This is a genomic window from Arthrobacter woluwensis (genome assembly GCF_030816155.1).
GTDB lineage: Bacteria > Actinomycetota > Actinomycetes > Actinomycetales > Micrococcaceae > Arthrobacter_E > Arthrobacter_E woluwensis_A.
Window position 1 is genome coordinate 1,447,209 of record NZ_JAUSXR010000001.1, and the last position, 23,273, is coordinate 1,470,481.

General features: G+C 68.2%; 19 protein-coding genes and 1 pseudogene. 17 read left to right on the plus strand and 3 right to left on the minus strand.

The window, feature by feature from the left end:
• Positions 1-127 precede the first annotated feature (127 nt).
• The 9 genes from pdxT (at position 128) to QFZ52_RS06485 (ending at position 9,900) form a co-directional block, all read left to right on the plus strand.
• Positions 128-820, plus strand: a complete 693-nt coding sequence (gene pdxT / locus QFZ52_RS06445; protein ID WP_307496803.1) for a pyridoxal 5'-phosphate synthase glutaminase subunit PdxT — start codon at positions 128-130, stop codon at positions 818-820.
• A 2-nt stretch (positions 821-822) separates the two neighbouring features.
• Complete coding sequence (locus QFZ52_RS06450; RefSeq protein WP_307496804.1) at positions 823-1,578, plus strand: YebC/PmpR family DNA-binding transcriptional regulator; 756 nt, start codon at positions 823-825, stop codon at positions 1,576-1,578.
• Between the two features lie 28 nt (positions 1,579-1,606).
• A complete protein-coding gene (ruvC, locus tag QFZ52_RS06455) occupies positions 1,607-2,185 on the plus strand; it encodes a crossover junction endodeoxyribonuclease RuvC (protein ID WP_307496805.1) in 579 nt (192 codons plus the stop codon).
• A 68-nt stretch (positions 2,186-2,253) separates the two neighbouring features.
• Positions 2,254-2,895: a Holliday junction branch migration protein RuvA gene (ruvA, locus tag QFZ52_RS06460; RefSeq protein ID WP_307496806.1), complete on the plus strand. Its 642-nt coding sequence runs from the start codon at positions 2,254-2,256 to the stop codon at positions 2,893-2,895.
• Positions 2,888-3,997 (plus strand): Holliday junction branch migration DNA helicase RuvB, encoded by a 1,110-nt coding sequence (gene ruvB, locus QFZ52_RS06465; RefSeq protein WP_278268972.1) that lies wholly within the window; start codon positions 2,888-2,890, stop codon positions 3,995-3,997. Before ruvA ends, ruvB begins: the two co-directional genes overlap by 8 nt.
• Positions 3,998-4,154: 157 nt before the next feature.
• Positions 4,155-4,553, plus strand: a complete 399-nt coding sequence (gene yajC, locus QFZ52_RS06470; RefSeq protein ID WP_307498678.1) for a preprotein translocase subunit YajC — start codon at positions 4,155-4,157, stop codon at positions 4,551-4,553.
• 51 nt (positions 4,554-4,604) lie between these two features.
• Positions 4,605-6,362: a protein translocase subunit SecD gene (gene secD, locus QFZ52_RS06475; protein ID WP_307496807.1), complete on the plus strand. Its 1,758-nt coding sequence runs from the start codon at positions 4,605-4,607 to the stop codon at positions 6,360-6,362.
• A gap of 2 nt (positions 6,363-6,364) precedes the next feature.
• Positions 6,365-7,369, plus strand: coding sequence for a protein translocase subunit SecF (secF, locus tag QFZ52_RS06480; RefSeq protein ID WP_307496808.1), 1,005 nt, complete (start codon positions 6,365-6,367; stop codon positions 7,367-7,369).
• 245 nt (positions 7,370-7,614) lie between these two features.
• Positions 7,615-9,900, plus strand: a complete 2,286-nt coding sequence (locus QFZ52_RS06485) for a RelA/SpoT family protein (protein ID WP_307498679.1) — start codon at positions 7,615-7,617, stop codon at positions 9,898-9,900.
• Between the two features lie 65 nt (positions 9,901-9,965).
• Here the strand turns inward: QFZ52_RS06485 and QFZ52_RS06490 are convergent, their stop codons facing one another.
• From QFZ52_RS06490 to QFZ52_RS06500, 3 genes are all read right to left on the minus strand, one after another.
• A complete protein-coding gene (locus QFZ52_RS06490) occupies positions 9,966-10,550 on the minus strand; it encodes a hypothetical protein (RefSeq protein ID WP_307496809.1) in 585 nt (194 codons plus the stop codon).
• Positions 10,551-10,776: 226 nt separating this feature from the next.
• Positions 10,777-12,273: a DUF349 domain-containing protein gene (locus QFZ52_RS06495; RefSeq protein WP_373425632.1), complete on the minus strand. Its 1,497-nt coding sequence runs from the start codon at positions 12,271-12,273 to the stop codon at positions 10,777-10,779.
• A 13-nt stretch (positions 12,274-12,286) separates the two neighbouring features.
• The gene (locus QFZ52_RS06500) at positions 12,287-13,081 is read right to left on the minus strand and encodes a peptidylprolyl isomerase (RefSeq protein WP_307496811.1); all 795 of its coding nucleotides are present in this window, start codon (positions 13,079-13,081) and stop codon (positions 12,287-12,289) included.
• Positions 13,082-13,243: 162 nt separating this feature from the next.
• Between QFZ52_RS06500 and hisS the strand changes: the two genes are divergently transcribed.
• The 8 genes and pseudogenes from hisS to alaS all read left to right on the plus strand — a co-directional run bounded on the left by hisS (position 13,244) and on the right by alaS (position 23,267).
• A complete protein-coding gene (hisS, locus tag QFZ52_RS06505) occupies positions 13,244-14,590 on the plus strand; it encodes a histidine--tRNA ligase (RefSeq protein ID WP_307496812.1) in 1,347 nt (448 codons plus the stop codon).
• A 188-nt stretch (positions 14,591-14,778) separates the two neighbouring features.
• Positions 14,779-16,584, plus strand: coding sequence for an aspartate--tRNA ligase (gene aspS, locus QFZ52_RS06510; protein ID WP_307496813.1), 1,806 nt, complete (start codon positions 14,779-14,781; stop codon positions 16,582-16,584).
• A gap of 4 nt (positions 16,585-16,588) precedes the next feature.
• Positions 16,589-17,356 (plus strand): GNAT family N-acetyltransferase, encoded by a 768-nt coding sequence (locus tag QFZ52_RS06515; protein WP_307496814.1) that lies wholly within the window; start codon positions 16,589-16,591, stop codon positions 17,354-17,356.
• Between the two features lie 53 nt (positions 17,357-17,409).
• The gene (locus tag QFZ52_RS06520; protein ID WP_307496815.1) at positions 17,410-18,828 is read left to right on the plus strand and encodes a replication-associated recombination protein A; all 1,419 of its coding nucleotides are present in this window, start codon (positions 17,410-17,412) and stop codon (positions 18,826-18,828) included.
• Positions 18,829-19,026: 198 nt separating this feature from the next.
• Positions 19,027-19,654: pseudogene (gene rpsD, locus QFZ52_RS06525) on the plus strand (30S ribosomal protein S4).
• 121 nt (positions 19,655-19,775) lie between these two features.
• The gene (locus tag QFZ52_RS06530; RefSeq protein WP_307496817.1) at positions 19,776-20,159 is read left to right on the plus strand and encodes a DUF948 domain-containing protein; all 384 of its coding nucleotides are present in this window, start codon (positions 19,776-19,778) and stop codon (positions 20,157-20,159) included.
• Between the two features lie 18 nt (positions 20,160-20,177).
• A complete protein-coding gene (locus QFZ52_RS06535; RefSeq protein WP_307498680.1) occupies positions 20,178-20,399 on the plus strand; it encodes a DUF6167 family protein in 222 nt (73 codons plus the stop codon).
• A gap of 189 nt (positions 20,400-20,588) precedes the next feature.
• Entirely contained in the window at positions 20,589-23,267 is a 2,679-nt protein-coding gene (gene alaS / locus QFZ52_RS06540) for an alanine--tRNA ligase (RefSeq protein ID WP_307496818.1), read from the plus strand.
• Positions 23,268-23,273: the final 6 nt, after the last annotated feature.

A 23,273-nucleotide genomic window follows, 5' to 3' on the forward strand; every position in this document is an offset into this window, starting at 1 on the left:
CACCTCTTCGATAGATAACGGGTCCTGACCAATGCTACTGGGTGGGCGGCCCCCGTCAGGGGAGCGCGGGAGCGTCGCGGGCGTCACACGGAACGGCCGCGACGTGCCGGCTGATTACACTGTCAAGGTGCGAATTCCTCCCTCCGACGCCCCGCTGGTGGGCGTGCTCGCCCTGCAGGGCGACTTTAGAGAACACCTGAAGGCCGTCCACGAGGTGGGCGGCCGCGCCGTTCCCGTGCGCCGCCCGGCCGAGCTGGCCGGCGTCGACGGTCTCGTGATCCCCGGCGGCGAGTCGACGGCGATCGACAAGCTGGCCCGCGCGTTCGAGCTTTCGGGGCCCCTCCGCGAACGGATCGCGGACGGACTCCCGGTGTATGGTTCCTGCGCCGGCATGATCCTCCTGGCCGACCGGATCGAGGATCCGACCCTGGACCTCGAGGGGAATCCCCAGCAGACGTTCGGCGGCATCGACATGACGGTGCGCCGCAACGCCTTCGGACGGCAGCGTGAGTCCTTCGAGGTCGATCTGGACTTCGGCGGGCTCGAGTTCTCGGCGGGGCGCGACGGCGACGGCGACGGCGTGGCCCCCGTTCACGCGGTCTTCATCCGCGGACCGTGGGTCGAGTCGATCGGCGAAGGCGTCGAGGTCCTGGCCCAGTTGCACCCCGACGAGATGCCGTCCGCGGCGACACTCGATTCACGGGCTAGAATTGTTGCGGTTCGCTCGGGCAATCTGCTCGCCACGTCCTTCCATCCCGAAGTGACGGGCGAGCTGCGCGTTCACGAACTGTTCATCCGGATGATCAAAGGAGAAGCGTAGGCATGTCGGGTCACTCCAAATGGGCTACCACCAAGCACAAGAAGGCCGTGATCGACGGCAGGCGTGCCAAAGCGTTCGCCAAGTTCATCAAGAACATCGAGGTCGCATCGCGCATGGGCGGACCGGATCTCTCCGGCAACCCGGCGCTCGACCTGGCCGTGTCCAAGGCCAAGAAGAACTCGGTCCCCAATGACAACATCGACCGCGCCATCAAGCGCGGCGCCGGCCTGACCGGCGAGGTCGTCGACTACACCGAGATCATGTACGAAGCCCGCGGCCCTCAGGGCTCCGCGCTGCTGATCGAGTGCCTCACGGACAACAAGAACCGTGCCGCCTCCGAGGTCCGTCTGGCCATCACCCGCAACGGCGGCACCGTGGCCGACCCGGGTTCCGTGGCCTACCTCTTCGCCCGCCGTGGCGTGGTCAGCCTGCCGAAGAACGGCCTGAGTGAGGACGATCTGCTCATGGTCGTACTGGACGCCGGCGCCGACGAGGTCAAGGACCAGGGCGAGAACTGGGAGATCCACTCGGAGCCCGGCGATCTCCAGGCCATCCGTGACGCGCTGAACGAGGCCGGCATCGAGTACGAGACCGACGAAGCCGAGTTCATCCCGTCCATGCAGGTCGACCTGGACCTGGACGGCGCGAAGAAGTTCCTCAAGCTCGTGGACGCGCTGGAAGAGCTGGACGACGTCCAGAACGTCTACACCAACGCCGACCTGAGCGAAGAGGTCCAGGCGCAGCTCGAGGCCGAGTAGTCATCGTCCCGGTGAAAAGGCTCCTGCCGTGAGCCTGCGGGTGCTCGGAGTCGATCCGGGACTCACGCGGTGCGGCCTGGGGGTCGTGGACGTCGCCGGCGATCGCCGCGCCAGCATGGTGGCCGTCGGCGTCGTCGGCACCGCGGCCGAGCAGCCGCTGGATCAGCGGCTGCTCGTGATCGCCAACGCGATCGACGAATGGCTGGACCGCCATGAGCCGCACGTGGTCGCGGTGGAACGGGTGTTCTCGCAGCAGAACGTCAGCACCGTGATGGGCGTGGCCCAGGTGTCCGGTGTGGTCATCGCCGCGGCCGCCCGGCGCGGCATCGCGGTGGCGCTGCACACGCCGTCGGAGGTCAAGGCCGCCGTGACCGGCAGTGGCCGGGCCGACAAGGAAGCGGTCACCCGCATGGTGACCAAGATCCTCCGGCTGGAGGTGGCCCCCAGTCCCGCCGACGCCGCCGACGCGCTGGCCCTGGCCATCACGCACGCCTGGCGTGCCGGCAGCGGCGCCGCCGTCGCCACCTCGGCGCCCGGTCACGCGTCGCTCACCCCGGCGCAGAAGGCGTGGGCCGAAGCGGAGGCACGGGCGCGGCGCGGTCGCTGACACGCGGATCGACTTGCTAGCCTATTCGTAGAAATGTTCGAATGGCACAAACTTACTGAGGGGTCGCCGTGATCAGCTCGCTCCGTGGAACCGTGACGCATCTGGGGCTTTCCAGTGCGGTCCTGGAAGTCGGAGGCGTGGGCATGGCCGTGCAGGCCACGCCGCAGACCCTCTCCGCCCTGCGTCTCGGCGAGGAAGCGCGGGTCAGCACCGCGCTGATCGTGCGGGAGGATTCGCTCACCCTCTTCGGTTTCGCCGACGACGACGAGCGCGAGGTCTTCGAGACACTCCTCACCGTGAGCGGCGTGGGGCCGCGGCTGGCGCTGGCGGTGCTCGCCGTGCTGGACCCGGAGGCGATCCGTGTCGCGGCCCACGGCGAGGACAGCAAGGCGTTCACGACGGTGCCCGGCATCGGGCCCAAGGTGGCCGGCCGGATCGTCCTGGAGCTCAAGGGCAAGCTGGTGCCGCACGGGACCGGCGCCCTGGGGACGCCCCTGGTGCCGGTGTCCGGCGAGGAGGCATGGAAGCCGCAGGTCGTCGCGGCGCTCAGCAGCCTCGGCTGGAGCGAGAAGGACGCCTCCTCCAACATCGACAAGGCGCTCAAGGATTCACCGGAGCTGGTCGACACCGGAAGCGTTCCTGAGATCCTGCGGGCGACGCTCCGCTGGCTCGGTCAGGACGGCGCACGGGTGAGGAGCGGACGTGGCTGACGGTTCGGCCGAGGACTCACTGGTCCGGGGCGGCGAAGAGCCCGAGGAGAGGGTCATCGAGGCCGCCCTGCGGCCGAAGAACCTCGATGACTTCGTCGGACAGGCCCGCGTCCGGCAGCAGCTCAAGCTCGTCCTGGAGGCCTCCCGCCTGCGCGGCAAGAGCGCCGATCACGTGCTGCTCTCCGGCCCTCCCGGCCTGGGCAAGACCACGCTCGCGATGATCATCGCGGCGGAGATGAACGCGCCCCTGCGCATCAGCAGCGGTCCCGCCATCCAGCACGCCGGCGATCTGGCCGCCATCCTCTCCTCGCTCAGCGAAGGCGAGGTGCTCTTCCTCGATGAGATCCACCGCATGTCCCGGCCTGCCGAGGAGATGCTGTACATGGCCATGGAGGACTTCCGGGTCGACATCGTGGTCGGCAAGGGTGCGGGCGCCACAGCGATCCCGCTCGAGCTTCCGCCGTTCACCCTGGTCGGCGCCACGACGCGGGCCGGTCTGCTGCCCGGACCGCTCCGCGACCGCTTCGGATTCACCGGCCACCTCGAGTTCTACGCGGTGGAGGAGCTGGAGCTGGTGCTGCGGCGCTCCGCCGGGCTCCTCGATCTGAAGGTCTCCTCCGCTGGTTTCAGTGAGATCGCGGGCCGTTCGCGCGGCACGCCCCGTATCGCCAACCGCCTCCTCCGTCGAGTGCGGGACTGGGCCCTGGTCCACGGGATCGACCAGATCGACGCCCGGACCGCGGGCGCCGCGCTGGACATGTATGAAGTGGACTCGCGCGGTCTGGACCGCCTGGACCGCTCCGTCCTGGAGGCCCTGGTGACCAAGTTCGGCGGAGGCCCGGTCGGTCTGTCCACGCTGGCGATCGCCGTGGGGGAGGAACCCGAGACGGTCGAGACGGTCGCCGAGCCGTTCCTGGTCCGTGAAGGCCTGGTCGGCCGCACGCCCCGCGGACGCATCGCGATGGCCGCCGCCTGGACGCACCTCGGTTTCGTGGTGCCGGACGGCGTGTTCGGACGGGAACAGTTCGCCGCGGCAGGCCTGGTGGAGGAGGCGTTCCAGCCTCTCCTCCTGGACGACGACGGGTCCGCCTTCAGCGATTGACGCGCTCGGCCATGGTGCGGTTACGCTCGGCGGCTTGACACTGTTCTCCCGGTTTTTGCCCGTAGACTGTGTGGACGCCCGCCCCTTTCCGGGTGCGGCGACCCCCTGCCTGAAACGCAACGATTGGAAATGATCCGTGGATCCCACCTTGCTCTTGATGCTGGCTGCGCTGGCCGTTCTGATGTTCTTCATGATGCGCCGGAACAAGAAGACCCAGCAACAGCAGCAGCAGATGCAGTCCAAGTTCGCACCGGGCGTCGACGTCATGACCAGCTTCGGCCTGTTCGGCACCATCCGCTCCATCGATGAAGCGGACAACAAGGTGGTGCTGGAGCTTTCCCCCGGCCACCTCGCCACCGTGCACCGCCAGGCCATCGCGAAGGTCGTCGAGCCGACCACCCCTGAGGCCGTCGCTCCCGTCGAGGAGACCGTGACCGAGGCGCAGACCGCCCCGGCTGCCGACCTCCCGGAGACGGTCAAGGACGACGTCGCGCCCGGCACCGCCGCCGAGACGCCGGAAGAGACCCTCAAGCGCCTGAACGGCGACAGCAAGTAGCCCCTGAACACCTTCCGTGGCCTTGCCACGTAGCCCCAAAGGACCTCATAGATGGCTAAGACCGGCCCCATAAGGGTGGCGCGCAGAACGCTGCTCTGGCTTGTCGCTTTGACCCTTGCCATGACAGCAGTCATGGCCGGGGGAGCGTTGTCCGGCGCATCCAGCTGGACGCCCAAACTCGCCCTCGACCTCGAAGGCGGCACCCAGATGATCCTGGCGCCGCGCGTCGAGGGCAGCGCCTCGGTCAGCTCGGAGCAGCTCAACCAGGCTGTTGAGATCATCCGCCAGCGTGTGGACGGTTCCGGTGTCTCCGAATCGGAGATCAGCACGCAGGGCGGCCGCAACGTGGTCGTCTCGATGCCCGGCACTCCCACCAAGGAGGAGCGGGATCTGATCCAGGCCTCCGCGGACATGAACTTCCGCCCGGTGATCACCGCGGGCGCCGGCACTCCGGTACCCGAGGCGCAGCGCACTCCGGCCAGCAAGCTCCCGAAGCCCACGACGCCGAAGGACGCCAGCGACAGCGCCTGGATCACGGCGCCCGTGCTGAAGGAGTTCGAGGCGACGGACTGCTCCACCCTGGACAAGGGTGGCGTCAAGCGCTCCGATCCGACCAAGCCGCTGGTCACGTGCCAGCCGGCCGAGAACGGTCAGCCTGCCATCAAGTACGTCCTGGGGCCGGTAGAGGTCAAGGGCCAGGACATCGTGACGTCCTCCTACGGTCTGCAGCAGGGCCGCCAGGGCGCCGTGACCAACGAATGGGCCGTGAACATCCAGTTCAACGACCAGGGCACCAAGATCTTCAAGGACGTCACGCAGCGTCTGAACCAGTTCTATGTCGCCGGTGGCGGGGAGAACGGCAGCGATCCTCGCGCGCAGTTCGCCATCGTGCTGGATGACAAGGTGCTGTCCGCCCCGCGTTCACTCGCGGTCATCACGGACGGCCGTCCGCAGATCACGGGCAACTTCACCGAAGCCAGCGCCAAGGCTCTGTCGGACCAGCTGCGGTACGGCGCCCTGCCGATCAGCTTCGAAATCCAGTCCCAGGAGCAGATCTCCGCGACCCTCGGTGGCGAGCAGCTCAAGATGGGTCTGATCGCAGGCCTCATCGGTCTGCTGCTCGTGGTCATCTACTCGCTCTTCCAGTACCGGGCCCTCGGTTTCGTGACCGTCGCCTCCCTCGTGGTGGCTGGTGTCATCACCTACCTGGCGATCACCCTGCTGGGCTGGGCGCAGAACTACCGTCTCTCGCTGGCCGGTGTGGCGGGTCTGATCGTGGCCATCGGCCAGACGGCGGACTCCTTCATCGTGTACTTCGAGCGCATCCGTGATGAACTGCGTGACGGCCGTGGTCTGGTGGCCGCGGTGGAGAACGGCTGGCGCCGTGCCAAGCGCACCATCCTGGCCTCCAAGGCGGTGAACCTGCTGGCCGCCGTCGTGCTGTACTTCGTGGCGGTGGGCAACGTGCGAGGCTTCGCCTTCACGCTCGGCCTGACAGCCCTCGCCGACCTTCTGGTCGTGTTCCTGTTCACCCACCCGACACTGCAGCTTCTGGCCAAGACCAAGTTCTTCGGGGAAGGGCACCGGTTCTCCGGTCTGGACCCGCGGAACCTGGGCGCTGTGCCGCTGTACCGCGGCGCCGGCCGGATCCGCACCCCGGAGGACCTGGTCACCGCAGGCGCCCCCGTGTCCGCCAAGAACAGCCGTGCACAGGCCGAGGCCGAACGCCGTCTGACCATCGCCGAACGCCGTCGTGCCGAGCGCGAGCAGGGCACTGAGGCGGACGACGCCGGAAAGGAAGGCAAGTAGCCATGTCAACAGTCTTCGCACGTTTCGGCAACGAGCTTTACACCGGCAAGCGTTCCTATGAATTCGTGGGGCGCAAGAAGCTCTGGATGCTGATCGCCGGTGTGGCGGTCCTACTCTCCATCATGGTCCCGGTGCTCAAAGGCGGCTTCAACCTCGGCATCGAGTTCCGCGGCGGCTCCGAGTTCACCATCTCCAACGTCCACAGCACCGATCAGCGCCTCGGCGAGGAAGCGGTGCGCAACGTGGTCCAGGGCTCCGCGCCCCGGGTGGCGAACATCGCCGGCGACACCATGCGCGTCCAGACGGACAAGCTGACGGACGAGCAGACCACCCAGCTCCGCGACAGCCTGGCCAAGGCCTACGGTGTGGGTGACGACAAGGTCACCTCGACCTTCATCGGCCCCACCTGGGGTGCGGATGTCAGCCAGCAGGCCCTCCTCGGTCTGGTGATCTTCGTCCTCCTGGCCGCCGTGCTCATGGCACTGTACTTCCGGACCTGGAAGATGTCCCTGGCGGCGCTGGCCGGCATGGCCGTCACGCTCATCATCACGGCCGGCATCTATGCCGTCAGTGACTTCGAAGTGACGCCGAGTGCGATCATCGGTTTCCTGACGGTGCTGAGCTACTCGCTGTATGACACCGTGGTGGTCTTCGACAAGATCCGCGAGAACACCGCTGATCTGCTGACCTCGACGCGGCGCACCTTCGACGAGGAGGTGAACCTGGCGGTCAACCAGACCCTGGTCCGGTCGATCAACACCAGTGTGGTCGCCGTGCTGCCGGTGGCGGCCATCCTGTTCATCGGCGCCGGTCTGCTGGGTGCGGGCACGCTGCGGGACCTGTCGCTCGCCCTGTTCGTCGGCATCATCCTGGGCACTCTCGCCACGCTCTATGTCTCGGCTCCGCTCTATGCGTGGCTGCGTCACGGCGAGCCGGCGCTGAAGGCCCAGGCCGCGAAGGTTCACGAGCGGCGCAGCCGCAGTGAGGCCGTCGTCGAGGGCGCCTGAACCGCCCTCGATCGGTCCTGACACCGAAAGGCCGTCTTCACCTGCGGGTGAGGACGGCCTTTCGTCCTTTTAAGCCGCGGGAACGGATTAGAATTGGTGAATTAAGTCCGTGGGGAGGAACAACTGTGGTGGACGGTTCAGCGCCGGGTTCGACCCCGGAGAATGAGGCACCCGTGGGTGCCGAGCGCTCGGCAGCGCCCGCGACGACGGCGGAGCGCACTGCGCTGGAGACCCCCGGGCACACCGTGGTGGGCGTCCCCGTGGACAATTCCGCGGCCAAGGCCACCTTCCCGGGGCGCCGGGAACGCACGCTCTCGCGCCTGGCGCGGCTCACGGGGCGGGGTGGTCTCAGCTATTCGCCGATCCTCGAACCTCTCCTGCGGACGGTGCGCAGCAACAATCCACGCGAGGACCTCGAATACCTTCAGCGCGCCTACGACACCGCGGAACTGCATCACCGCGGCCAGAAGCGTAAGAGTGGGGACCCGTACATCACGCACCCCGTGGCGGTCGCGACCATCCTGGCCGAGCTGGGTATGAGCGGCACCACGCTGGCCGCGGCCCTTCTCCACGACACGGTGGAGGACACCGACTACACGCTGGACCAGCTCTCCAAGGACTTCGGTCCCGAGGTGGCCATGCTGGTGGACGGCGTGACCAAGCTGGACAAGGTCACCTACGGCGATGCGGCCCAGGCCGAAACCGTCCGCAAGATGGTCGTGGCCATGGCCAAGGACATCCGCGTCCTCATGATCAAACTCGCCGACCGTCTGCACAACGCCCGGACCTGGCGTTTCGTCTCCGCCGAGTCGTCGGCGAAGAAGGCCCGCGAGACCCTGGACATCTTCGCTCCGCTGGCCCACCGCCTCGGCATGAACACCGTGAAGTGGGAGCTGGAGGACTTGTCCTTCGCCGCCCTGTACCCGCGGGTGTACGAGGAATTCGTCCGGATGGTCAGCGCCCGGACGCCCGAGCGTGAGGAACTGCTCGGCAGCATCCGTGAGATGGTGGCGGAGGAACTCCGGGAAGCGCGCATCAAGGCGACGATCACCGGCCGGCCGAAGCACTACTACTCCATCTACCAGAAGATGGTGGTGCGGGAGAAGGAATTCGACGACATCAACGATCTGCTCGGTGTGCGGGTGCTGGTGGACAGCGTCAAGGACTGTTATGCCGCCCTCGGCGTGGTCCATTCCCTCTGGAAACCGATCCCCGGTCGGTTCAAGGATTACATCGCCATCCCGAAGTTCAACATGTACATGTCCCTGCACACCTCGGTGATCGGTCCAGGTGGCAGGACCGTCGAGATCCAGATCCGCACGCATGAGATGCACCGGAACGCCGAATACGGTGTGGCGGCGCACTGGAAGTACAAGCACCAGGCCCGGGCCGCCGGCACGCCTCGCGAGGGCGAGATGGGCTGGCTCCGTTCCCTCGTGGACATGCAGCGCGAGACGGTGGACCCGGGCGACTTCCTGGACAGCCTGCGTCACGAGATCAGCACCAATGAGGTGTTCGTGTTCACCCCCAAGGGCGAGATCATGACCTTGCCGGCGGGCGCCACCCCCGTGGACTTCGCCTATGCGGTGCACACCGAGGTCGGACACCGGACCATCGGCGCCCGGGTGAACGGCAAGCTCGTTCCCCTGAATTCGGAGCTCAGCCACGGTGACCGCGTGGAGGTCTTCACCTCGAAGGCCGAAGGGGCGGGCCCCAGCCAGGACTGGCAGCACTTCGTCAAGAGCGCCCGTGCCAGGAACAAGATCCGGCAGTGGTTCACCAAGGAGCGCCGCGAGGAGTCCATCGAAAAGGGCAAGGAGATGCTCACGCGCGCCATGCGCAAGCAGAGCCTCCCGCTCACGAAGGTGCTTACTCCCGAGAACCTGACCCACTTGGCCGATGCTTTCAAGTACGTCGACGTCGCCGGGCTCTATGCCGGGATCGGCGACGGGCACATCTCCACCCAGTCCGTGGTGGAGAAGGCCATGGAGCGGCTTACGGAGCCGGCCCAGGCGGCCGTCGAGGAGGAGTTCACCCCTGCTCGCACGCACAGCCCGAGCGGCAGGGTCTCCGACGCGGGTGTGATCGTCCGCGGCGTCGATGACGTGTGGGTCAAGCTGGCCCGGTGCTGTTCCCCGGTGCCGCCGGATTCGATCACCGGTTACGTGACCCGTGGCTCCGGAATCTCCGTGCACCGCAGTGACTGTCCAAACGCCCTGGCCCTCGCCCACGAGCCCGAGCGGTTCGTGGACGTCGAATGGGCGCCGACCCGCAGCAGCATCTACCTGGTCCAGATCCAGGTCGAGGCGCTGGACCGCAAGAGCCTCCTGATGGACGTGACCAAGGTGCTCTCTGAGAACCATGTGAACATCCTCGAGGCCAGCGTGCACACCTCGAAGGACCGGCTGGCGATCTCCCGCTTCGCCTTTGAGATGGGCGACCCGAAGTACCTGGACCACATCCTGAACGCGGTGCGGCGGATCGACGGCGTGTTCGACGTGTACCGGACCGGCGGCGGCCAGCGCCGCTGAGGGGAAGCCGGCGGAGCTGAGCGGAATCCAGCGCGCAGCCGGCCGTGGGCAGGGCTGCCGTGGCGTCAGCGGACGCACGCGTCCACCTTCGCCAGCGCCGCATCCCGCACGCGCAGGGGAGCCGCATGTTCCACCGCCAGCCTCAGCACGCGCCAGCTGAGGGTGCGGTCGCCGTCGTGGAGCATGCTCCGGAGGACCGGCACTGCCAGTTCCGGACGGAGGGACGAGGCAATGTCCAGCGCGGTGCGCAGGGGAGTCGTCACCAGGAGCCCTCCCAGACTCACCACGTCATGATCACCCAGACGCACGTCGTAGAGCTCGGCCCGCAGTCCGTGGCGTAGAGCCCCGGCCCGGCGTCCCGCGGCGATGTAGAGCACCGGCCGAGCGGGCTCGCGCCCGTGGCCGTGAATCCACGCCGCGCTCAGCCGGCCCGCCACCACGCGCTGCCGGGCCTCGAGGGGGATGCTTTCCGCCAGGGCCCTCGCCCGCAGCCTCGCGTCGACCACGGCTGTCCCGGGAACAAAGCACTCCTGCGAGAGGGGCTGAACCAGGCCGTCCAGGACCAGGGCGTTCAGTTCCGGCCTGCTGAAGGGCTGGCCGGTGCGCAGGAGAGTCTGGCGGCCGGGCGGCGCCGCAGTGGGGAAGTCCATGACAGCATCCTGCCGCGAGGACCGGCTGCGCGACACCACCACTCCTCCGCCTGTGGACAACCGGGACGGCGCCGGCGGTGGACACGGAGGCGGCTCGCTGGAGGCCGGGGAGCACAAAGGCCGCGGCCGCCGGAACCTGGGTTCCAGCGGCCGCGGCCTTCTGTTCAGTGCCTTCTGTTCAGCGCGGACTGTTCAGTACGGGCTGTTCAGTGCGGGGCGAAGCCGATCAGCCGAGATCCTTGGCCGAGTTGCGGACGACCTCGAGCCACTGTTCCCGGGCCTCGAGAGCCTCACGGGCGCTCTTGATGGCGCGGGCGTCGCCCTTGGCCTCGGCAGCACTCAGATCGTCGCGCAGACCCGCGATGGTGGCCTCGAGCTGCTCGATCATGCTGGTGCTGCGGGCCTTGGCCTCGGGATCGCTCCGGCGCCAGTTCTCCTCCTCGGCCTCGCGGACGGCATCCTCCACGCGGCGCAGGGCGGCCTCGATCCGGCCCATGTCCGCGCGCGGCACACGCCCGGCTTCTTCCCAGCGGTCCCGGATCGACTGAAGACCCTTCTTGGCGGCGGCCAGATCGGACACGGGGACAAGTTCCTGGGCTTCCAGCAGGAGCTGTTCCTTGACGGCCAGGTTCGCCGAGTAACTGGCGTCCAGCTCGTCGTTGGCGGCCTGGCGTGCCGCGAAGAACACGTCCTGAGCGGCGCGGAAACGGGCCCACAGGGCGTCGTCGTCCTTGCGGCTGGCGCGCGGCGCGGCCTTCCACTGGTCCATGAGACGGCGGTATTCCGCGGCCGCATGACCCCAGTCGGTGGAGGTCTGCAGCTGCTCGGCCTCGGCGATCAGCTGCTCCTTGACCGCCTTCGCCTGAGCGTTGGTGCTGTCCAACTGGGAGAAGTAGGCACGCCGGTGACGGTCGAAGACGGTGCGGGCGGTGCGGAATCGCTTCCAGAGCCCCTCCTCGACACTCTTGGACAGGCGGACGCCGGACTTCTGCGCGGCCTTCCAGGCGTCGAAGAGTTCGTTCATCCGGGTGCTGGACGTCTTCCACTGCGTGGCCGCGGGATCCTGGGCGGAGACGGTCTCGGCCTCGGCGACGATCGCCTCGCGGGCGCTCAGCTCGGCGGCCTTGGCGGCTTCCTGATGAGCGCGCTGTTCTGCGATCAGCGCGGCCACCTTCTCATCGAGCGCGGACACACGGTCCAGGGCGCCGCGGATGTCGCCCAGCACATTGCGTGCCTCGAGCTGTTCGCGCAGGTGCTTGAGGCTGGTGGGGAGTTCGCCCGCGGCGGCCTTGGCCTCCACGCGGCTCTCCAGCAGGTCGATCTGCGCCGTGATGTCCTCGAACTTACGGGCGAAGTAGGCCAGCGCTTCGTCGGCCGACACGCCCGGGTACTGACCCGCGACGTGTTCCTCGCCGTCGACGGTCACGAAGACGTGGCCGTCGCCTTCCACCCGGCCGAAGGCGCGGGCAGCGGTGAGATCCACCGTGGTGTCCGGGGCATGGACCGGTGCGGGCGCGGCCGCGGCCTTCGGCCGGGCGGCGAAGGCCGCGGGGCTCGGTGCTGCGGGCTTGGCAGCGGACGTCTCCGTCGTTGCTTCCGTGGCGCCGGTTTCGTCGGGTTGCAGACTTTCTGTCACCGCTAGAACTCTTTCCTTCGTTGGAACATGCGCGGTCCCGGCCGGAGCAGGGATCGAGGATGGTGCTTCGTCCGAAGCTGGAATCACTTCAGAGTGAAAATCACTTCAGAGTAAACGAGTCTATCGTCACTGCCGTGGCAGGGGGGCCATCCGTGGCGGATGTCCCGCCGGCCTTGACTCCGGCCGAGGCGAGGGAGGTGATGGCGTCGAGACCCGAAGTGACGCGACCCATCACGGTGTAACCGCCCTGGTCCACGGGGAGGACGCTGTCCTTGTACGTGATGAAGAACTGCGTGCTGTTGCTGTAGGTGCTCGCCGCGCGCGCCACGGCGATCGTGCCCGCCGGGTACTTGCCGTCGGCCGGCACGTTCTCGACCGGCCCCCACTGGAACCCGGGGTCCACCGCGCCCTTGCCGTCCTTCGACCCGCACTGCAGCACGTAGATCGAGGCGGTGGTCAGCCGGTGGCAGCTGTTCTTCTTGAAGAAGTCCTGGTCGGCCAGCGTCTTGAAGACGGACACCGCCTGCGGCGCCTTCGTCCCGTCCAGGGTGACGCCGAGCGGCTTGCCGTTGACCGTGAGGGTTCCCGTGAAGGTCTTGCCGCGGGCCAGATCGGCGCTGGGGATGTTGCCCACATTGCTCTCGGAAGGGGAGGGGGTCGCGGACGGGGTCTGAAGCCCTGCCTGCACCGCCGCGTACTCCTCCGGAGTGGGGTTGCTGGCGAAGGCCGTCAGCTGGAGCACGACGCCGAGCGCGACCGCCACGGCGCCCGCGCCGATGGCGAGGGTGTTGTCACGGCGACGACGCTGCTGCTGGGCGTCGCGCAGGGAACGCCTGGCCTCCATCTGGCGCACACGACGGCGCTGCTCCCGCAGCTCCTCCTTGCTGGCTGCCACCCGTAACCTCCTGCGGCGCCCGGTGGCGCCGTCGTCCGTCTGACTGAAAGTCGCGCGTTCGCCGCGCACGCCAGCCACGGCTTAAACTGGCTGACGCACCTAGTTTAGGCACGGCTTCCCCCGCAGCAGGCGAAAAGCCGCACGTCAAAGGAGTTTCACAGCATGGCACGCACCCCCTCCCTGTCCGGATTCCCCGAGTGGCTCCCACAGGAACGCGTGGTGGAACAGCATGTGCTGGACACTCTGCGCCGCGTTTTCGAACTGCACGGCTTCGGTTCCATCGAGACCCGGGCGGTCGAAACGGTGGGCCAGCTCCTGCGCAAGGGTGAGATCGACAAGGAGGTCTACGGACTCAGCCGCCTCCAGGATGATGACGACGCCTCCGGCAAGTCGGACCCCAACGCCCTGGCCCTGCACTTCGACCTGACGGTGCCGTTCGCCCGGTATGTCGTGGAGAACGCGGGCTACCTGGCGTTCCCGTTCCGCCGGTACCAGATGCAGAAGGTGTGGCGCGGCGAGCGTCCGCAGGAAGGCCGCGCGCGCGAATTCACCCAGGCGGACATCGATGTGGTGGGCGACGGCGAGCTGCCGTTCCGCTACGACGTCGAGATCGTGCTGGTCATCGCCGAGGCGCTCTCCGCGCTGCCCATCCCGGAATTCCGCCTGCGGGTCAACAACCGCAAGCTGTCCGAAGGGTTCTACCGGGGGATCGGTCTGGAGGACACGGCCGGCGTGCTGCGCAGCATCGACAAGCTGGAGAAGATCGGCGCCGCGAAGGTCGCCGAGCTCCTGCAGAGTGAGCTGGGCGCCACCCCGGAGCAGGCCGAAGCGGCCCTGAAGCTCGCCACCATCCAGACCCTGGACACCTCCTTCGTCGAGCAGGTCCGGGCGCTCGGCGTCGAGCACCCGCTCCTGGAGGAAGGCCTCACTGAACTCGAGCAGGTGGTGGCCGCCGCGTCGCTCCGGGCGCCCGGCAAGGTGCTCGCCGATCTGAGCATCGCCCGTGGCCTCGATTACTACACGGGCACCGTGGTCGAGACCGTGCTGGTCGGCCACGAACAGCTCGGCTCGATCTGCTCGGGCGGCCGCTACGAGTCCCTGGCCACCAAGGGCAACCGCACCTTCCCCGGCGTCGGCCTCTCCATCGGCGTGACCCGTCTGGTGTCCCGCATCCTGTCGCAGGAGTTCGCGACGGCCAGCCGCAGCGTGCCCACCGCCGTGCTCGTGGCGCTCAACGACGACGAGTCCTGGGCAGGCGCCCAGGACGTCGCCGCCCAGCTGCGGAGCCGCGGCATCGCCACCGAGGTCGCCGCCAAGGCCGAGAAGTTCGGCAAGCAGATCAAGTACGCCGACCGCCGCGGGATCCCCTTCGTCTGGTTCACGGACGCCGAGGGCACCCACCAGGTCAAGGACATCCGCAGCGGCGAACAGGTGACGGCCGACCCGGCCCTCTGGAGCCCCGCCACCGAGGATCTCCGTCCCCAGGTGATCGCCCGCCTCGCGGACTGATCCCTCCCCGGGCCCACCTCCCGCCCGCCACCGCGCTCACGTGTCCGGTGGCGGGCGGGAGCAGGCTCACCGGGTAAAATCGTCTGGGTCGGACCGCGAGGTCCTGACGATCCTTGAGTTTTCCCGCCCGGAACATCTGCAGAATCTCGTCGGCGGCGGGAGGATCCGCCTCACTCGAAAGGAATGCTGTGCTGCGCACACATGACCTCGGCTCTCTCCGGGCCGAGAACATCGGACAGACCGTCACCCTGGCAGGCTGGGTGGCCCGCCGTCGTGACCATGGCGGAGTGGCCTTCGTGGACCTCCGCGATGCCTCGGGCGTGGCCCAGGTGGTGGTCCGCGAGGAGGAGGTCTTCCACGGTCTGCGCAATGAGTTCGTGCTGCAGGTGACCGGCACGGTCGAGCGGCGTCCTGAGGGCAACGAGAACCCCGCGCTGGCCACCGGCGAGGTCGAGGTCATCGCGGACAAGGTCGTGGTGCTCAACACCTCTGAGCCGCTGCCGTTCCAGATCGACGAGCATGTGGAGGTCGGTGAGGAGGCCCGCCTCAAGCACCGTTACCTGGACATGCGCCGTCCGGTCCTGTCCCGCAACCTGCGCCTGCGCTCCGAAGCGAGCCGTGTGGCCCGCGAGCTGCTGCACTCCGAGGGCTTCCTCGAGATCGAGACCCCCACCCTGACCCGCTCCACCCCGGAAGGCGCCCGCGACTTCCTGGTTCCGGCCCGTCTGGCCCCGGGTTCCTGGTACGCGCTGCCGCAGTCGCCGCAGCTCTTCAAGCAGCTGCTGCAGGTGGGCGGCTTCGAGAAGTACTACCAGATCGCCCGCTGCTACCGTGACGAGGACTTCCGCGCGGACCGCCAGCCCGAGTTCACCCAGCTGGACATCGAAGCCAGCTTCGTCGACCAGGACGACATCATCGCCCTCGGCGAGAAGCTCGTCGTCGCGCTCTGGAAGCTGATCGGCGTGGACATCCCCACCCCGATCCGCCGCATGCCCTACTCCGAGGCCATGGCCAAGTACGGCTCGGACAAGCCGGACCTGCGTTTCGGCCTGGAGCTGACGGATCTGACCGAGTTCTTCAAGGACACCAACTTCGGCGTGTTCAAGGCCCCGTACGTCGGTGCCGTGGTCATGCCGGGCGGGGCCTCACAGCCGCGCCGCACGCTGGACGCGTGGCAGGAATGGGCCAAGCAGCGCGGCGCCAAGGGTCTCGCGTACGTCCTCATCAAGGAGGACGGCGAGCTCACGGGTCCCGTGGCCAAGAACCTCACGGATGCGGAGCGCGAGGGCCTGGCCGCCGCGGTGGGCGCCTCCAACGGTGACTGCATCTTCTTCGCCGCCGGTGAGAAGTCGGCCTCCCGCGCGCTGCTCGGCGCCGCCCGTGTCGAGATCGGGCACCGCACCGGTCTCGTGTCGGAAGGCGACTGGGCCTTCGTGTGGGTCGTGGACGCGCCCATGTTCGAGCCGGCCGCCGCTGCCGTCGCCTCGGGTGACGTCGCCGTCGGCGCCGGAAAGTGGACCGCCGTGCACCACGCGTTCACCTCGCCGCGTCCCGAGTTCATGGACACCTTCGACACGGATCCCGAGTCGGCCCTGTCGTACGCCTACGACATCGTCTGCAACGGCAGCGAGCTCGGTGGCGGCTCCATCCGTATCCACCAGCGCGATGTCCAGGAGCGGGTGTTCGAGGTCATGGGCCTGAGCAAGGAGGAGGCCGAGAGCAAGTTCGGCTTCCTGCTGGAGGGCTTCAAGTACGGCGCCCCGCCGCATGGCGGCATCGCCCTCGGCTGGGACCGCGTGGTCTCCTTCCTGGCCGGCGCCGAGTCCATCCGCGACGTGATCGCCTTCCCGAAGTCCGGTGGCGGCTACGACCCGCTGACCGCCGCTCCGGCTCCCATCACGCCGCAGCAGCGCAAGGAGGCCGGTGTGGACTTCAAGCCTGCCCCGAAGGCCGCCGCCGCTGAGAAGCCGGCAGGGGAGACCTCGGACGACTGATCCCGTGGAGTCCCTTTCCTCCGTGTCAGGCCTGGCCGCGCTGCAGAACGCAGCATGGCCGGGCCTGACCACGTTCGACACCGGTGCCTGGCTGCTCCGCAGTGCCTCCGGCGTGACGCAGCGGGCCAATTCGGTCTGGCCGTACGCGCCCGTGGATGACGTCGACGCCGCCATCAAAGACGCTGAGTCCTGGTACCGCACGCAGCGGCTCCCGGCGCTGTTCCAGCTCACCTCGGATCCGGCGGACGCCGCCCTGGATGCCCGCCTCGACGCACTCGGTTACCGGGCGCAGTCCCACACGATCTTCATGGTCCGGGAGGCGTCCGCCGGGCCGGTTCCGCCGGCGCCTGGCCACGTCGAAATCACTCCGGACCTGACCGAGGAATGGTTCGACGCGTGGTGGCTCACGAGCGGCCACGGCGGCGCCGAGGCTGCGGACACCGCGCGGGCCATCCAGGAGTCCGTGCGGTCCAGCCACGCTCTCCTCCGCGACGACGACGGCGCCCCGGTCGCCGTCGGCCAGGCGATCCACGTGGGTGCGTGGTCGGGGATCTACGGCATGGTCACGCGCGAAGCGCACCGCCGGAAGGGCCACGCGCGCGCGATCCTGACCGCGCTCCTGGCCGAGCCGGCCACCCCGCGCGGATTCTGGCTGAGCGTGACGCGTGCCAATCAGGGGGCCGTGGCGCTGTACCGGGACCTGGGCTTCGTCGAGGCCGGCTCCTACTGGTACCGCAGTGCCCCTCTGCGCCGCGCGCCCGGAGCGTGCTGAGGCAGCGGAGCCTGGTAGTTCGGCGGGGCCCCTCGCCCGCTAGGCTGGGGAGCATGGCTGACCTCTTTTCCCAGGACGATTTCTCCCAGAGCGATCCGGGCGATTCCCCCTCGGGTGGGGGGCCCTCGTCGTCCGCGTATCCGCTCACGCCGCTGGCGGTGCGGATGCGGCCCCGGACCATCGAGGACGTGGTGGGTCAGCAGCATCTGCTGCGGCCGGGCCAGCCACTCCGGTCGCTGGCGGAGTCGAGCGGCGAACCGTCCGCCGTCGGGCCGTCGAGCATCATCCTCTGGGGACCGCCCGGGACGGGCAAGACCACCCTGGCGCATGTGATCGCCAACGCGCCGGGCCGTAAATTCGTGGAGCTGTCTGCCATCACCGCGGGGGTCAAGGACGTCCGCCGGGTCATGGACGAGGCGCTGCAGCGCCGGGACCTGCACCGTCAGGGGACCGTGCTGTTCCTCGATGAGATCCATCGCTTCAACAAGGCACAGCAGGACGCCCTCCTGCCCGGTGTGGAGAACCGCTGGGTGATCCTGGTGGCGGCGACCACCGAGAACCCGTCCTTCTCGGTCGTGGCGCCCCTGCTGTCGCGGTCGATCCTCCTGACGCTCAAACCTCTTCAGGACACTGATATCCGCGGACTCCTGGAACGGGCCATCGAGGACGACCGGGGGCTCGGCGGCAAGATCGAGGTCGAGGAGGACGCGCTCGACTATCTGGTCCGCGTCTCCACCGGGGACGCCCGGCGGGCGCTGACCTCGCTCGAGGCCGCGGCCGGCGTCGCGCTCGGAGAGCATGCGGGCGGTTCCGATGAGGACGGCCAGGGCAAGGCCGTGCTCCATCTGGCCCAGGCCGAGCAGGCGATCGACAAGGCGTCGGTGCGGTACGACCGCCAGGGCGACCAGCACTACGACGTGATCAGCGCGTTCATCAAGTCGATCCGCGGTTCCGACGTCGACGCCGCGCTGCACTACCTCGCGCGCATGATCGAAGCGGGGGAGGACCCGCGCTTCCTCGCCCGGCGCATCGTGATCTCCGCTGCGGAGGACATCGGGATGGCCGATCCCACCGCGCTCCAGACCGCGGTGGCCGCGGCCCAGGCCGTGCAGCTCATCGGCATGCCCGAAGGCCGGATCATCCTGGCCGAGGCCGTGGTCCATCTGGCGACCGCGCCCAAGTCGAACGCCGCCTATCTGGCGATCGACAAGGCGCTGGCGGACGTCAGAGCGGGTAAGGGCACCGACATCCCGATGCCACTGCGGGACGCCCACTACCCGGGAGCGAAGGGCCTCGGCCACGGCAAGGGCTACCTCTACGCCCACGACGCACCCCACTCGATCGCCCGGCAGCAGTATCCGCCGGACGACCTCGTGGGCCGGAACTACTACGAGCCGACGGCGAACGGCTCGGAGCGGGAGATCGCGGCACGCCTGGAGCGGCTGCGGGGCATCGTGCGCGGGGAGCGCTGAGCAGAGCTGAACCAGGCAGGACCACCATGCTAGAATTGAGGTTTGTCTGGCATGATCCCGCCGGCAAGCACCCTTCTCACGGTTCTCCGCGAGGGTGGCGCGCGCCCGGGACCAGTAGCAAAAGGCGGCGGTTTGCCGATGCTCTCCATACGGGAGGCCAGTTAACACCACAAAAACCGCACCATTGGAAGGACACAAGTGGCTAACAGCACTCGTGCTCGCCGTCAGGCCCGCCTTTCGCGGTCCCTCGGCATCGCTCTGACTCCCAAGGCCGCCAAGTACATGGAGCGCCGTCCGTACGGACCCGGCGAACATGGCCGCGCCCGCAAGAAGCAGGATTCCGACTACGCCGTTCGTCTGCGTGAAAAGCAGCGTCTGCGCGCTCAGTACGGCATCCGTGAAGCTCAGATGACCCGCGTCTTCGAGGAAGCTCGTCGCACCAAGGAGTCTGACCGGTGAGAACCTGGTCGAGCTGCTCGAAATGCGTCTGGACGCCCTGGTTCTTCGTGCTGGCTTCGCCCGCACGATCGCCCAGGCCCGCCAGCTCGTGGTGCACCGCCACATCATGGTTGACGGACAGCGCGTGGACCGCCCGTCCTTCCGCGTTTCCGAAGGCCAGCTGATCCACGTGCACCCGCGCAGCATCCCGATGGTCCCGCTGCAGCTTGCTGCCGCCGGCGCCCACCGCGATGTCCTGCCGGCCGTCCCGGCTTACCTGGATGTCAAGCTTGAGGCCCTTCAGGCACGCCTGGTGCGTCGCCCGAAGCGTGCTGAGGTTCCCGTGACCTGCGAAGAGCAGCTCGTCGTGGAATTCTACGCTCGCTAAGAGCCTCTGGAAGGAGCCCGTGGCCCTGGCCACGGGCTCTTTCTCTTTCCCGGGCCGTGCCGGCGGTCACGGGCGATAAGGTAGGACACGTGCTTGTCCACGAACCTCAAGGAGAAAAGTCATGAGTGGCGGTGACATTGCCGGTCTCATCGCAGCCGGAGTCTTCCTGCTGTTGGTCCTCTTCCTCGCAGTGCCCATCCTGAAGCTGGGCAAGGTGCTCGATGAGATCAGGGATTCCATCAAGGAGCTGAGCGACGGCGCCCAGCCTCTCATGACGGAGGTGACGGCAACCGTCACCACGACCAATGAGCAGCTGAAGAAGGTGGACGGCATCTCGAACAACGTCGCGGATGCGAGTGCGAACCTCTCGGCGCTCTCCTCGCTCATCTCGGCGACCGTGGGTGGTCCGCTGATCAAGGTGGCTGCCTTCAGCCACGGTGTCCGTTCGGCCCTGTCGGCGCGCAAGCGGGGCTCGCAGCGCCCCGCCGGCCGCCGCAGCCGCTGACGGAAGGAAGGACGCATGATGAAGCGAATCCTCTGGCTGGGAGTCGGCGCCGCGCTGGGCGTGGTGGTCTTCCGCAAACTCTCCGAAGCCCGCGACGCCGTCGGCCCGGAAGGCCTGAACCGTGCGGTCGGGCGTCTGAGCGACAGCATCTATCACTTCGCCGATCAGGTGCGTGACGGCATGAAGGAACGCGAGGACGAACTCCGGGCGGCCCTCGCCCTGGACGACAAGCGGTCCTGACCCGCGCGACGGCGGCGGCCTCCCGCCGTCGCACCTGATCGCCGCGCCCCGGAACGGGTGCGCAAACCGGCCGCGGGATTGGCTCCCGGGGCGGCCATGAAGGCACAATTGAACGCGGCGGACAGCTGGTCCGCCACCATGCATCACCGGGCATCGGCCCGTGTCACGCCGAAGGGAACTCACTTCCTCATGAAGTCGCAGGAAATCACCAAGCGCTGGGTGGACTTTTTCGTCTCCAAGGGCCACACCGCGGTGCCGTCCGCCTCGTTGGTCTCGAACGACCCCAGCCTGCTCTTCACCGTGGCCGGCATGGTTCCCTTCATCCCGTACCTGACCGCGCAGGAGACCCCTCCGTACAGCCGTGCCACGAGCGTCCAGAAGTGCATCCGCACCGGTGACATCGAAGAAGTCGGCAAGACCGCACGCCACGGCACCTTCTTCCAGATGTGCGGCAACTTCTCCTTCGGCGACTACTTCAAGGAAGACGCCATCAAGTTCGCCTACGAACTGCTCACCAGCCCGGTGGAGGACGGCGGCTACGGCCTGCCCGAGGAGAAGCTCTGGGTCACGGTCTACGAGGACGACGACGAGGCCCGCGAACTCTGGCTCAAGCACACCGCGATCCCGGCCGAGCGCATCCAGCGCATGGGCAAGAGCGACAACTACTGGTCCACCGGCCAGCCCGGCCCGGCCGGCCCCTGCTCGGAGATCTACTACGACCGCGGCCCGGCGTACGGCATCGAGGGCGGCCCCGAGGCGGACGACAACCGTTATGTGGAGATCTGGAACCTGGTCTTCATGCAGTACCAGATCGACAATGTGAAGTCGAAGGTGGACTTCGACATCGTCGGCGAGCTGCCCAAGAAGAACATCGACACCGGCCTCGGCATGGAACGCCTCGCCATGATCCTGCAGGGCGTGGAGAACATGTACGAGACGGACCAGGTCCGCCCCGTGATCGACAAGGCCTCCGAGCTCTCCGGCAAGGAGTACACCTCCGCCGAGAGCCCCGAGGACCCGCACCACACGGACGATGTGCGCATGCGCGTCGTGGCGGACCACGTCCGCTCCGCCCTCATGCTGATCGCCGACGGCGTCACCCCGTCCAACGAAGGCCGTGGCTACGTGCTGCGCCGCCTGATCCGGCGCGCGGTTCGCTCCATGCGCCTGCTGGGCGTCGAGCAGGCCTGCCTGCCCGAGCTGCTGCCCGCCTCCCGCGACGCCATGAAGGGCGTCTACCCGGTGGTCGAACTCGAGTTCGACCGGATCTCCCGGATCGCCTACGCCGAGGAGCGGGCGTTCCTGCGCACCATCGCCTCCGGCACCGCTCGTCTCGACGAAGCCGTGGTCCAGGCGAAGTCCCAGGGCGCCTCGCTGTCCGGTGAGGACGCCTTCGCGCTGCACGACACCTACGGCTTCCCGATCGACCTGACGCTCGAGATGGCCGAGGAGGCCGGCGTCGCCGTCGACGAGAAGCAGTTCCGCGACCTCATGCAGGAGCAGCGCCAGCGTGCCCAGGCGGACGCCAAAGCCAAGAAGGGCGGCCACGCCGACGTCACCGTCTTCCGCGACATCCTGGCCGACGGCGAGACCGTGTTCACCGGCTACGACGAGCTGGAGACCGAGTCCCGGGTCCGCGCGCTGCTCAGCGGCGGCGCCCGCACGGGTCACGCCACCACGGGCGATGAGATCGAACTGGTCCTCGCGGAGACCCCGTTCTATGCGGAGGCCGGCGGTCAGGCCGCCGACACCGGTCTGATCACGGGTGACGGCTTCGTGGTCGAGGTGCTGGACGTCCAGCGCCCGGTCAAGGGGCTCTCGGTGCACAAGGCCCTGGTGCGCGAGGGTGAGATCTCCTCCGACGCGATCGTGCGCGCCGCCGTGGACGCGGAGCGCCGTCACGCTGGCGAGCAGGCGCACACCGCCACGCACCTGGTTCACGCCGCCCTGCACCAGATCCTGGGCAAGGAGGCCACCCAGCGTGGTTCCTTCAACAAGGCCGGCTACCTCCGCTTCGACTTCGCCTGGGGTGAGCAGCTCTCCGGTGCCACCAAGAGCGAGATCGAGGAAGTGGCCAACCTCGCCATCCGGAACAACTTCGAGGTGAAGACCTCGGTGATGGGCCTCGAGCAGGCGAAGGCTCTCGGCGCCATGGCCCTCTTCGGCGAGAACTACGGCAGCGAAGTCCGCGTCGTGGAGATCGACGGCGCCTGGTCCCGTGAACTCTGCGGTGGCACCCACGTGGGCAGCACCTCGCGGATCGGCAGCCTGAACCTGCTGGGCGAGCAGTCCGTCGGCTCGGGCAACCGCCGTGTGGAGGCCTTCGTCGGCATGGAGGCGTTCCGCCACTTCGCCGCAGAGCGCGCCCTGGTGACCGAGCTCAGCGAGATGTTCAAGGTCCCCTCCGGCCAGCTGTCCGAGCGCATCGGCGCCACGCTGAGCAAGCTCAAGGCCGCGGAGAAGGAACTCGACCGCCTGCGCAAGGAACAGCTCGCCGCTCAGGCCGCCACGCTGCTGAACAGCGCCAGCGACGCGAACGGCGTTCGTGTGATCGCGCACGACGCCGGCACGGTCGGCGGCGCGGATGACCTCCGCTCGCTCGTGCTGGATCTCCGCGGACGCCTGGGCAGCGAAGCGGCGACCGTCGCCGTGGCCGGCGTCGCGAACGGCCGTCCCGTGGTCCTGGTCGCCACGAACGACGAGGCCCGCGCGGCCGGTGTCAAGGCCGGCGCCCTGGTCCGCACTGCCGCCGGGATCCTCGGCGGCGGTGGCGGCGGCAAGGACGACATCGCCCAGGGCGGCGGGACCGACGCCGCGAAGATCCCCACGGCTCTCACCGCCATCGTCGACGCGATCCGCAACCGCTAGGCACGG

Coding starts and splice junctions, on each gene's coding strand:
- hisS (WP_307496812.1), top strand. CDS start 13,244: ATGGCACGCACCCCCTCCCTGTCCGGATTCCCCGAGTGGCTCCCACAG.
- QFZ52_RS06535 (WP_307498680.1), top strand. CDS start 20,178: ATGAAGCGAATCCTCTGGCTGGGAGTCGGCGCCGCGCTGGGCGTGGTG.
- QFZ52_RS06530 (WP_307496817.1), top strand. CDS start 19,776: ATGAGTGGCGGTGACATTGCCGGTCTCATCGCAGCCGGAGTCTTCCTG.
- QFZ52_RS06450 (WP_307496804.1), top strand. CDS start 823: ATGTCGGGTCACTCCAAATGGGCTACCACCAAGCACAAGAAGGCCGTG.
- secD (WP_307496807.1), top strand. CDS start 4,605: ATGGCTAAGACCGGCCCCATAAGGGTGGCGCGCAGAACGCTGCTCTGG.
- QFZ52_RS06520 (WP_307496815.1), top strand. CDS start 17,410: ATGGCTGACCTCTTTTCCCAGGACGATTTCTCCCAGAGCGATCCGGGC.
- secF (WP_307496808.1), top strand. CDS start 6,365: ATGTCAACAGTCTTCGCACGTTTCGGCAACGAGCTTTACACCGGCAAG.
- alaS (WP_307496818.1), top strand. CDS start 20,589: ATGAAGTCGCAGGAAATCACCAAGCGCTGGGTGGACTTTTTCGTCTCC.
- QFZ52_RS06490 (WP_307496809.1), bottom strand. CDS start 10,550: ATGGACTTCCCCACTGCGGCGCCGCCCGGCCGCCAGACTCTCCTGCGC.
- yajC (WP_307498678.1), top strand. CDS start 4,155: ATGCTGGCTGCGCTGGCCGTTCTGATGTTCTTCATGATGCGCCGGAAC.